8 protein-coding genes and 1 pseudogene are annotated in these 12,045 nt (G+C 33.3%); 5 read left to right on the top strand and 4 right to left on the bottom strand.

What is annotated here, in order from left to right; all coding sequences use genetic code 11:
- Window positions 1-173: 173 nt before the first annotated feature.
- From M3205_RS23990 to M3205_RS23980, 3 genes are all read left to right on the top strand, one after another.
- Window positions 174-737 (top strand): aKG-HExxH-type peptide beta-hydroxylase, encoded by a 564-nt coding sequence (locus M3205_RS23990; protein WP_269721512.1) that lies wholly within the window; start codon window positions 174-176, stop codon window positions 735-737.
- 114 nt (window positions 738-851) lie between these two features.
- Window positions 852-1,853: an LLM class flavin-dependent oxidoreductase gene (locus M3205_RS23985; protein ID WP_251172176.1), complete on the top strand. Its 1,002-nt coding sequence runs from the start codon at window positions 852-854 to the stop codon at window positions 1,851-1,853.
- A gap of 112 nt (window positions 1,854-1,965) precedes the next feature.
- Window positions 1,966-3,213, top strand: a complete 1,248-nt coding sequence (locus M3205_RS23980) for an MFS transporter (RefSeq protein WP_009335986.1) — start codon at window positions 1,966-1,968, stop codon at window positions 3,211-3,213.
- A gap of 142 nt (window positions 3,214-3,355) precedes the next feature.
- On the opposite strand, the gene M3205_RS23975 is transcribed toward M3205_RS23980, so the two are convergent.
- Window positions 3,356-3,931: a recombinase family protein gene (locus M3205_RS23975; protein ID WP_009335987.1), complete on the bottom strand. Its 576-nt coding sequence runs from the start codon at window positions 3,929-3,931 to the stop codon at window positions 3,356-3,358.
- 148 nt (window positions 3,932-4,079) lie between these two features.
- Here M3205_RS23975 and M3205_RS23970 point away from each other — a divergent pair, with 148 nt between their 5' ends.
- Window positions 4,080-7,046, top strand: a complete 2,967-nt coding sequence (locus tag M3205_RS23970; protein ID WP_251172175.1) for a Tn3 family transposase — start codon at window positions 4,080-4,082, stop codon at window positions 7,044-7,046.
- Window positions 7,047-8,059: 1,013 nt separating this feature from the next.
- Complete coding sequence (locus M3205_RS23965) at window positions 8,060-10,030, top strand: hypothetical protein (protein ID WP_251172174.1); 1,971 nt, start codon at window positions 8,060-8,062, stop codon at window positions 10,028-10,030.
- Window positions 10,031-10,443: 413 nt separating this feature from the next.
- Here the strand turns inward: M3205_RS23965 and M3205_RS23960 are convergent, their stop codons facing one another.
- The 3 genes and pseudogenes from M3205_RS23960 to M3205_RS23950 all read right to left on the bottom strand — a co-directional run.
- On the bottom strand, window positions 10,444-11,406 hold the full coding sequence (locus M3205_RS23960; RefSeq protein WP_251172173.1) for a helix-turn-helix domain-containing protein: 963 nt from the start codon (window positions 11,404-11,406) through the stop codon (window positions 10,444-10,446).
- A gap of 127 nt (window positions 11,407-11,533) precedes the next feature.
- Window positions 11,534-11,710, bottom strand: coding sequence for a hypothetical protein (locus M3205_RS23955; RefSeq protein ID WP_251172172.1), 177 nt, complete (start codon window positions 11,708-11,710; stop codon window positions 11,534-11,536).
- Window positions 11,711-11,963: 253 nt separating this feature from the next.
- Window positions 11,964-12,045: pseudogene (locus tag M3205_RS23950) on the bottom strand (ATP-binding protein); the annotation flags it as partial.

Below are 12,045 nucleotides of genomic sequence, written 5' to 3'. Positions count from 1 at the left end.
TCTCCTCCAAAATCCTAACCTCCAGTAAAATAACATCACAAACTATTTTACTAAAGTTTTAGGGTGATAGAGCAAAAGTGTAAAATCTAATCAAGCGAAAACTGTCAACTTTATTCTAGCGTTTACATACCTTAGATGATAAACATTTATTCAACGAAGAGGAACGCAGAGAAATTGTTTATAATGTTGAAAAAGCGTTAGATTTAATAAAATTACTCCATCCTGATCTCCACTACCTAATTAATAAACACATTGGAACCCTCTACTTTATTAAGAAAGAAGGATTTGGTGGGGGTTCTGTCTCTGGTTTATTAGGCTTAATATGGCTTAACCCCCCTAAGAGATGGACCGTGATCGACTATGCTGAAGCACTTTACCATGAATTTATTCATAATAGTTTATTCTTGGATGACATGGTCAATTGTATTTTCCCAGATCCCCTTTCTTGTGAGAATGAAGAAGCTCTTACTACGTCGACGATTTTAAAAAAGAAGCGGCCATTAGACAAATCTTTCCACGCTGCTAATGTATCTATTGGAATAATGCATATGTACCATTTGTTAAGCGATAAAAAGAAATCTAGAATGTACGAAGAAGATCTGAAACGTACTATCGTAGAAATGAATGATAAAACTCAATTCTTAGGAGAACGTGGACTAGAAATACTTAAAGAAATGAATCACTTTATCAATACTTATGATTTCGATAGTATTACACTATCTCTAAGCGGTAAATGATTACTTGAAAACTATGCTTGCAGAGAACTTTTTTCTGCAAGCATATATTCCGTGCTGTCAATCTATTACAGAAAAAAATTTAAAAGGATCAATGGAAAGAAAGGTGTTTATTGAATGGAATTAAGCATTCTTGATTTGGCTACTCTCGCTGTAGGGAAAACAGCAAAGGATGTTTTAGAGGATTCCACCAGATTGGCAAAGGCCGGAGAAGAATTTGGTTATACAAGATTTTGGATCGCTGAACATCATAATATATCTGCGCTCTGTTGCCCATCACCTGAAGTTATGCTCGGATACATTGGTGCTAATACTGAAACTATCCGTCTTGGTTCTGGAGCTACACTTCACCCCTACTATAAACCTTATAAAATAGCTGAAACATTTAATTTGCTTTCATCTCTATTTCCTAACCGAATAGATTTAGGAGTAGGAAGAGGTCCTGGAGGCTCTCCAGAAGCGAAGTTAGCTCTTTCGGATAATTTTTCGGAGCAAGCAAAAAAATTTCCCGATACTGTGAAAGAGCTTAAAGACTTTCTTGATAATAGTTTCCCACATAAACACCCGTATTCGACTATAAATGCTTATCCAATCCCATCAGTTCCTCCACAATTATGGATTCTAGGAACTTCTTTAGAAAGCGCGAGGCTTGCAGCATTATACGGGGTCCCTTATGCATTTGGTCACTTTTTAAGTGCAAACAAAAGCTCAGAAATCATGAATTATTATCATAATAATTTAAAAGGTAAAGAAAGCGGCATTAAACCGAAAACAATTTTTGCTGTTTTTGTGATTTGTGCAGAGACAAATGAACGCGCCCAGGAGCTTGCAAGAAGTGCTTTATTATGGGAGGTACAATTATCAACAGGCATTGGCGATAAAGGACTTCCGTCTTTTATAGAGTCAAACGGCTATACTTTTAGTCGACAAGAGATGGAATTAATAAGAAACTTTAAGAATAAAATGATAATAGGATCACCAACAGAAGTGAAAAAAAAACTAATAGATATACAAAATACATATAAAGTAGATGAAATTATGATCTTAACTAATACTTTCTGTTTTGAAGATAGGATAAAATCATATAAGTTAATTGCAAAAGAAGTGTTTTCCGTGTAGTTATTACATAGCCGAATTTAATTTTTTTCAAAGGAGAAGAATAGAGTAGAGGTGATTAAAATATGTAATCCTAATAAATAGTACTCAAATTATATGTAAAGGAGTATATTTTTTGCAAATAAAAACATCTTTCCGTTTTTTATGGATAGGCCAGTCAATTGCAAATTTAGGAGACATATTATATATAGTAAGCATAATTTCAATAGTGTACGAAATCACTGGGTCTGCATTTTATATGGCTCTATTTCCTTTTGTTAATACAGTTTCAAGGTTTATTAGTGGTTTTATTGCTCCTATTCTTTTAGAAAGATATAGAACGAAGCCACTTTTGGCATTTTCACAGTTTGGTAAAACAATCATTGTATTAATGCTCACAGTAAATTCAATCTATCTTTTTTCAATAGATAATATAATTTTCACCTTTGTATTTGTAATGTTTATTTCATTTCTAGATGGGTGGGCTAGCCCTGCTAGAGATTCATTGATTCCCAGGTATTTCGATTCAGAGGAGAAATTGGTTAAAGTAAATAGTTTTCTTTCTATAGTCGATCAGACAATCACTTTAGGAGGATGGCCAGCAGCTGGTATTTTAATCACTCTATTAGGATCAGGTAATCTACTAATTATAACAACTATATTATTCGTTATTTCAACCATTTTTATGTTTTTAATTAAGGATTTAGATAGAATTGAGGATGAACTCAATAAAGACGAACAAGAATCAGAAAAAATGACAAAGAAGGTTTTGCTGGAAGGATGGAATACAATATGGAAGACACCTTCTTTAAGAACAATTACGATTGTAGAATTTACGGAATCCATAGCAAATGTGGTATGGGTTGCAGCTATTCTGTATATCTATGTTGAAGAAGTTCTACAGGTTAGTGAAAATTGGTGGGGATATATCAATTCAAGCTTTTTTGCTGGTTTAATGATCGCTGGTTTTATTAGTTTAAAGTGGTCACAAACAATAACTAATAATTTGAGATTTGTAATCATTAGTGGAGCATTTCTTACCAGTATTACTACACTTATTTTTGGATTAATTTCAACTCCTTGGCTCGCACTTGTCATTTCCCTTTTTTTCGGTTTTGGTAGTCAAATTAAGGGAGTTGCTCAACAAACTATAGTCCAAACGAGTGTTAATTCAAAATTATTATCAAAGGTATACTCTGCACAGGATAGTATCGTCTTTGGAACATTTGGTGTTTCAACTATTTTATTTGGGATATTTGCTGATCAATTTGGTGTGAGATTTACATTTTTATTAGCTGCATTTCTACTTTTCGCTTCAGCCTTTTTTGTCTCAATAAATCAAAAAACACTAAAACATATTAAAAGTGGGGAAATAAATAAGTGATTTGATAATTGAAATAAAGAGCCTATGTCAAAGATTTTAATATTCAATTTGACATAGGCTTTTATATTTTATTATTTTATCAAAATGCACACTTCCTCTTACAAGCTAATATTACCTTGCCCATTATTGGACTAAAGATCAACTAATTGTCCGGATCTGATAGCTTTCTGTATAATGAAGCTCTTGATACATTTGTGATTTCACAAATTTGATTTACAGTCATATTCCCTTCCTTATACAGCTTTACTGCATAATTCATTCCTGCGTGATTTTTATGATACTTCTTTAACCGACCTTTAAATTTTCCTTCTTTCTTAGCCAACTCAATCCCTTCACGTTGTCGCATACGAATAAGATCTCGCTCTAATTGGTTAACACCAGCCATTACCGTAATTAAGAATTGGCTGTATGGATTATCTTCTGATAAATCTAGCCATGTATCTTTTAGTGATTTTAAGCTTCCCTTTTTACCTCGTATGTTATCGATTAATTCAAATAGATCTTGTGTACTACGAGTGATTCGAGTTAAGTCTGTAACATAAATGATGTCATCTTTCTGTAAATTCCCTAACATTCTTTGAAGTTGCTCGCGATCCTTTGTTGCTCCTGAAACTTTCTCTTCATAAATAATATCCATTCCGATCTCGTTCAGCTGCTGAAATTGCCTTGAAGTATTTTGGCTAGTCGAACTGACACGTATATAACCGATCTTTCGCAAAAATACCACCTCACTTTTGAGACAAGTCTTGTGAGACACTCTTAACTATGATTCTATCAGTCTACTTCACTTGTATCAATAGAGTACACTCTATTGATATATAATTAAACTACTTAACTGAATAATTGCAGAAATGAGATGATACTGTATGAAAGTTGCAAGGGGTAGAGAATTACTTACACCAGATCAGAGACTGGCTCTAATGCAAATTCCTGAAGATGAATGGATATTGGGAACCTACTACACTTTTTCCAAACGAGATTTAGAAATTATAAATAAGCGAAGGAGGGAAGAAAACCGTTTAGGGTTCGCCGTTCAATTAGCCGTTCTTCGATATCCCGGTTGGCCATACACTCATATCAAAAGCATCTCAGATTCGTTCATACATTATATATCAAAACAAATTGGTGCCAGTCCATTTTCACTTAGTCTTTATCCTCAAAGAGAAAATACACTTTGGGATCATTTGAAAGAAATTCGAAGTGAATATGATTTTGTAACTTTTACCCTAAAAGAATACAGAATGACATTTAAGCATCTTCATCAATTAGCTTTGGAAAATGGCGATGCCATTCATCTACTACATGAATGTATCGACTTTCTAAGAAAAAACAAAATCATACTGCCTGCTATCACTACACTTGAGCGAATGGTGTGGGAGGCAAGAACAATGGCTGAAAAGAAGCTATTTAATACGGTTAGTCAGTCCCTAACAAATGAGCAAAAAGTAAAACTTGAAGAGATCATTACATCACAGCATCCATCCGAATCCAATAAAACGATTTTGGGTTGGTTAAAGGAACCACCGGGTCATCCTTCACCCGAAACATTTCTAAAAATAATAGAACGACTCGAATACCTACGGAGAATGGAATTAGAAACGGTACAAATTAGTCATTTGCACCGCAATCGCCTTTTACAATTATCTCGCTTAGGTTCAAGATATGAGCCTTATGCATTCCGTGACTTTCAGGAACATAAACGATATTCGATATTAACCGTCTATTTATTACATCTTACTCAGGAATTAACGGATAAAGCTTTTGAAATTCATGATAGACAAATACTCAGTCTGTTATCAAAAGGCCGTAAGGCTCAAGAAGAAATTCAGAAACAAAACGGTAAAAAGCTAAATGAGAAGGTTATACACTTTACGAATATCGGACAAGCCTTAATTAAAGCAAAGAAGGAAAAATTAGACGTATTTGAGGTTTTAGAATCCGTTATTGAATGGACTTCTTTTGTCTCCTCGGTGGAAGAAGCACAAGAACTTGCACGTCCAGCCGACTATGATTATTTAGACTTACTGCAAAAACGATTTTATTCACTTAGAAAATATACGCCAACGCTATTAAGGGTATTGGAATTTCATTCAACAAAGGCAAATGAGCCACTTTTACAAGCTGTTGAGATTATCCGAGGAATGAACGAATCGGGAAAGCGAAAAGTGCCTGATGACTCGCCTGTGGATTTTATTTCAAAACGTTGGAAAAAGCATTTATACGAGGATGATGGTACAACAATCAATCGTCATTACTATGAAATGGCTGTTTTAACAGAACTTCGGGAGCATGTTCGGGCAGGAGATGTTTCCATTGTTGGCAGCAGACAGTATAGAGATTTTGAGGAATATTTGTTTTCAGAAGATACATGGAACCAAACGAAGGAAAATATGAGATTATCAGTTAGTTTATCATTCGAAGATTATATGATGGAGAGAGCCAGCAACCTTAACGAAAGGTTAAGGTGGTTAGCTTCCAATTTCAACAAGTTAGACGGAGTTTCTCTTGAAAAAGGAAAGCTGTCACTTGCACGCTTAGAAAAAGATGTTCCAGAAGAAGCAAAAAAGTTTAGTTCAAGCCTTTATCAAATGCTGCCAAGAATAAAATTAACTGATTTACTCATGGATGTTGCTCATATAACAGGATTTCATGAGCAATTCACTCATGCTTCCAATAATCGAAAACCTGATAAAGAAGAAACAACCATTATCATGGCCGCCCTTTTAGGAATGGGAATGAATATAGGCTTGAGCAAGATGGCTGAAGCAACACCCGAACTTACATATAAACAATTAGCCAATGTAACTCAATGGCGCATGTATGAAGATGCCATGAATAAAGCCCAAGCTGTATTAGTAAATTTTCATCACAAATTACAATTATCTTCCCATTGGGGAGACGGTACAACATCCTCGTCAGATGGTATGAGAATGCAGCTGGGTGTTTCGTCACTACATGCAGATTCAAACCCACATTACGGAACTGGAAAAGGAGCCACCATCTATCGATTTACAAGTGACCAATTCTCTTCTTACTACACAAAGATTATTCATACAAATTCAAGGGATGCGATTCATGTTTTGGATGGTTTGTTGCACCATGAGACGGATCTAAATATAGAAGAGCATTATACAGACACAGCTGGTTACACAGACCAAATATTCGGGCTGACTCATTTATTAGGATTTAAATTTGCTCCAAGAATAAGGGATTTATCGGACTCAAAATTATTTACAATAGATAAAGCAAGGGAGTATCCAAAACTAGAAGCCATTTTACGTGGACAAATAAATACAAAGACCATCAAAGAAAATTATGGGGATGTTTTGCGATTAGCTCATTCTATAAGGGAAGGAACGGTTTCAGCATCCCTCATTATGGGGAAACTAGGTTCCTATTCAAGACAAAACAGCTTAGCCACAGCCTTACGTGAGATGGGCCGAATAGAAAAAACGATCTTTATTCTTAATTACATTTCAGATGAATCTCTAAGAAGAAAAATACAAAGAGGATTGAATAAAGGAGAAGCCATGAATGGGTTGGCAAGAGCTATTTTCTTCGGAAAACAAGGAGAGCTTAGGGAACGAACCATACAGCATCAGCTTCAAAGGGCCAGTGCTTTAAACATAATTATCAATGCCATTAGTATCTGGAATACCTTACATCTAACAAAAGCAGTTGAATATCAAAAACAATCTGGTAGTTTTAATGAAGAATTATTGCACCATATGTCGCCTCTAGGTTGGGAACATATTAATTTGCTAGGAGAATACCATTTTAATTCCGAGAAAATGGTCTCGTTAGATTCTTTAAGACCATTGAAACTTTCTTAACGTTGTTAAAAATAGGGGAATTGTCTCGGAATTGTGCTTAACGTTGTAAATCCGCATTTTCCTGACGGTACCCCTAGTTGCGGATTCAGTTTTTTCATTTTTATTACTTGGTTTTAGATGGGTTTTTGTCTCAGGATTTCCATTCTCCTTATACTCTGGGTATATAATACTATCGAAGAATTGATCACGTGAATCATCATTTGCGTGTTTTTTTCATACTTTGGTGCATCTTCATAGGTAAGACATGGGGCAGAACAGGAGATTAACATTAAAGCAGTTGAAACGATTAACATGATTTTGGTTATTTGTATTTTAGTTATACCCTTTCACTCCTAGCAAACCTAATTATCTATTTTTAACTATTTTTTCTTTGCTAATTTAGCTATGTAGTTCAAACATTCTTCTATCTGGTATCTGACTAATTTATAGCTTTAGCCGTACTTTACACCTCCTTTTTCTTCTAGTAATTGTACAAGTTGCTCAATTGATATTTCTCCACTATCAACTTTTTTAAAATATTATAAAACTTCCAGGGGTTAATATATAAACCTCTCCTTGGTATTGATAATATAGAACTTTCTCAACTAATCTCTTTCTTTGCTCCTCCTCACGTTTCTTTCAAAAGCTAACATCACATGATCCCCTCCAATACAAAAAGACCCCAATACAGCCATATAATGTGCTGATTGGGGTCTTCCCAGTAATTTATTAAATTTTAATTTTACCATTACTTTAGTCTATATTTCAAATTGAATAAACGGGGTAGGTTAGTGAAACGATGAAATTATATAATTCGTTTAGAGTTCTAGATTATAGAAGGTTATTTTATGGTTGTTTATGATTTTTATTTTTGTATCCTATAACCTGTTATATTACTTATCATTTTTTGTAAGAAATAGTTTATAATTTGTAAGAAATAAATTTCGATTTTTTCAAAAAGAAATGAGATTCTTAGTTTTGTAATTTAAAACTGGTTCGTCATTTGTCATTTTAAACAGTTGGGAGTATAGTCTATGCTGCTTACAAATCCGGAAAGATATAACTTTTATAAATATGAGAATGAGCTAAGAAAAGGTATCGATAGTTTTACAGTCTATTTAGATAACGTATTGAAAACTGATGGAATAGATGCTGTTCTAAATGTCCTAAAAGGATCTGGTTTAGCGGTTAATATATTCAATAATTCCAAAAGGAAACGAGACTTCAAACAAGTAATTGATCACATTCTAGAGCAATTGGTTAAAAAAACTGATTTGAGTAAAGTTGAGAGTATGAAGTTAGAAATAGAATATATCGAGTATTTATTCAATCAGTTTTTAATGGAAAGAGAAGAATTCTTTGAGGAATTTGAAAAGATTGAAGATAACTACAAGGTAGTATCATATCTACTTTCCTTAGAAATATATTTAAGTACGCTTAGGAAACGAGGTGGAATAAATATATTGAAAAACATTCCCTTAGAAGACGTTACAGATTTTAATACTAGACAAGCATTTTGGGATTCTGCAATTGAATCAACAGGGCTGATTTTAAAATATTTTAAATTTAAACACTACGAGTTTAAAGGTGTTAAAAGAAACATTGGACCGAAAACCCTTGAATCATCTGCTTACCATATATTTTATAGTGAATTTTGGAATACACTTAATGATCTTCTGGAATACTGGCAGTACTCTGAAGTTAGTGTTAAAAAAGACGAAAAAGGAAAATTCCACTTTAATATTCAAGATGAAAATTTCGAATTAAATAATTTGATTTCTAATGAGAGATTTAATAATCTTCGACAAAGCTGGCAAATGGGTAAGGTAGGAGAATACCAACAAGTACTTAGAGAAAAGGTGTTAAGTCCTGATGAAGCCTATAAAAAGATTAATAACGAATTATCTATCTTATTTGCATTTCAATATTTTGGGGACCCTTTACTTAAAAAAAAGGTAGGCTCGATTAAACTATCAGGATGGATTCGGGCATATCAGTTGTTAGTGGATGAATGTGAAAAGTTTCTAAAGAAAAGGAAGGAAGTATCGGTATTCAACGTAGATAACTATTGTTTTTCCAAACCTATTAATAAGTGGGAGAAGTACTTTCAACAAGCTGGTTTCACAAAAGAAGAGTCCAAGGAAATTATTAAAATATTTACTTTTGATCATACAAGTCAAGATTTAATTGATTGTCCTTTTATTAGGGTAGATGAGAATTTAATCCTAATACCTTCTTTGACTTCTAAGGCAGATATTTCTAGGGCGTTAGCTTCGAATTTTCTAAACAGGAATTTAGATTTAGCCTTTAGGGGTCCAGAATTTGAAGAGAGAATGAAAGTGGCATTGCAGCAATGTAATTTAAAAAATTCTTCTTTATTCAAAAGAACTGATGAGGATTACGAGTGTGATATAGCCTTTGTATTAGATGATGAGTTGTACTTTGTAGAATGTAAAGCTCATGTTCAACCTTTTACTACAAGACAACATGCAAACCACTTGTATAAATTATTTAAAGAAACTAAACAATTAAATAGAATAGCTGATTTTTTTGAAGAGAATATACCCATAGTTATTGAGCAGTTAAAACTTAATAAAAGTTTTAAACCAAAGAAAGTACATCGAATTTTACTTACAACTTCAATGTTGGGAACTCCAATCTTTACGAATGATGTATATATAGTGGATGAATCTTCTCTACTTAAATTTATTGGTCGAAATCCACCTGCATTGCATTATTTTAATAAAGGTAAAAATGTTGAAATACCTAGTAGTAAATTTGAAATTTATGAAGGGGAATTAAGTAATACTAAATTTCTTAAGTATTTGAATTCGCCACCTCAAATACAGATTACTAAAGATTTATTTAACAAAAAAGAACTTGAGTTCGACCTGTTTAATATTGAAAGGAATATCAAGACTAATGAAACAATGCATTTAGGAAATAAATTCTCTAAAGCTGAAAATGAACTTATTAAAAAGCACTACAGCAATCTGTCTTTTTAATTTTTAATACCATTTCGTTTAGCTAAGAGTTAAATTAACATTGATGATGGAGCATGGGTTCGTAATGGAACTGTAATGAACAGCCCAGTTTCGGTAGGTACATTGCATATGGTATTGCCGGGCTCGAGTTACACCATATGAAAGTGATTAATGATAAATACTTATAAGTCTTTTTCTATTAATGACCTAATTTTTCATTTAATGCTGTAAAATTAGGTTATTTAAAATTGAAACTTCCTAAACAACAAGAGAATTAAATAATACTTCTTCTTTAACATCGGGTGCTTAGTTGAATAAGAGCCGTTATTTATTACAAAATACTCGCCCAGTTTTGGGGCGAGTTTTGCTTTTTTATGGAGAGATTATTTTGGCTAGCTTTATTTTAGGAGGATTAAACCACTATTTCACCCTTACTATTGTAGTCTTCCATACTTTTCTTCTAATATTGAAATGACTAGCTCCTCAATTGTACTTTTTGATTTAGCAGCATCTTCCTTAATTTTTCTCTTTAGTTTAGAAGGGATAGCGATTGAGAGGACGTCCATGTCACTGTCAATAAACACTCCTTCTAATCTCTTCGAAATAGCTCCCTCAATTATAGATTCTTCAAGTAAAGAAAAAATGTAATCTGGTATATCATCTTTAATTAAAATGGGTTTTACTTCAACCGTGATCTTGTTTTTTTTATCTAAAAAAACCTTAATGTTTTTTGGCCCCAGTTTAGAGTAAAAGAGACCCATTGTTCTATAGAATTCTTGAGATTCCATAAAACTGAATTTGGCAAAGCCTTTCTGTGTTTTATAACCAATATCCGAAATCTTTTTTACCGGTTTATATCCTGCTTTTTCAATTTCCTTATAAGGGATGTGCTCTCCATTTTGGGTTTGAAGATAAGGCTGCCTATCTTCGTTTAGCAATAGAAAATTACTGTCTTTTCCTTCCGGGGAAAGAAATTCCTGGTACCAGGCGTAATTTGTATCTTTGTCGTAGAAATCTTTCCCTTCATTTCTTTTCTGTTCCTCGTAGAAAGATTTAAAACGCTCAAGTTCCTCTGGGGAAATGAAATAAAATTCTCTTCCCTTATATAACTTCTTGTCGGCAGCAAGTAATCCTTGTTGAATGTATTGAAAAATTGTTGCTGTATGAAGACCAAGTAATTTGCTAGCTTCTCCAGTGGTAATTCCCGGCTTTCCCTTTTTCTTACTTAATTCCAAAACATCTTCTTTGTAGAATAATTTAGTGTTATCAATGTGCCAGTTGTCTTCATAAACCGGCTTTAATTCCCCTTGCTTTACATATTTATGAATAGTTGATGGCTTAACCTTAAGTATCTCTGCAGCTTCATTTGTTGTTATCATTTCTCTTTCTTTATCCATGATTTTTCACCTTACTTTTTAATGTGTCTATAAAAAAACCAGCAATGTTGCTCGTTATCAATTCTAATTAGTTCTATCTAAGATAATCATACTATAATGCAATTTTTTATATAAGTTTAAGTGGAGATTATTTCCTGATCACTTTTAAAGATGTTTTATTTCTTATAGAGGCTTTTAACTCTTCAAAATCTTTATTATCACATCCACATACAATACCAATCCAATAACGAGATCCGTTTACTGTAATATACCCTCCATCATCCACTATAGTATTACAAAATTGACAAGTAAATACGATATTCAAGGCTTTTTCACCCGCCTTTAGAAAAGTGAGAGTTGCTTAAATGTAATCTCCGAACTTTCCTCGGAAGCTGTTGAAAAGGTAAAAAGAGAACGATTTGAACGTGTTTCTTCTATTATATTAGTAACTTCTTTGAACTCCTTGAACCAATGGAGCGGAAAGCATCCCTTACATTTAGTTAGTTCAATATCTTCATAGAAATAAGCATAAGTTGTAGACGTCAAGTCGAATTTTACACTTTTTGCTCATTTCCTTTTTACACTTCGGCTGAAAATATGCTTTTCCGATTTCTCATACGATGACTTTCCTCATCTTCTCTACCGTGAATGACTTCCACA

Source organism: Cytobacillus firmus, assembly GCF_023715565.1.
In the GTDB taxonomy this organism is placed as follows: domain Bacteria; phylum Bacillota; class Bacilli; order Bacillales; family Cytobacillaceae; genus Cytobacillus; species Cytobacillus firmus_C.
This window is presented reverse-complemented; position numbering and strand designations above follow the sequence as displayed.

Bases quoted from the DNA above. Each gene is read 5' to 3' on its own strand.
- M3205_RS23985 (WP_251172176.1), top strand. From the start codon at position 852: ATGGAATTAAGCATTCTTGATTTGGCTACTCTCGCTGTAGGGAAAACA.
- M3205_RS23970 (WP_251172175.1), top strand. From the start codon at position 4,080: ATGAAAGTTGCAAGGGGTAGAGAATTACTTACACCAGATCAGAGACTG.
- M3205_RS23965 (WP_251172174.1), top strand. From the start codon at position 8,060: ATGCTGCTTACAAATCCGGAAAGATATAACTTTTATAAATATGAGAAT.
- M3205_RS23960 (WP_251172173.1), bottom strand. From the start codon at position 11,406: ATGGATAAAGAAAGAGAAATGATAACAACAAATGAAGCTGCAGAGATA.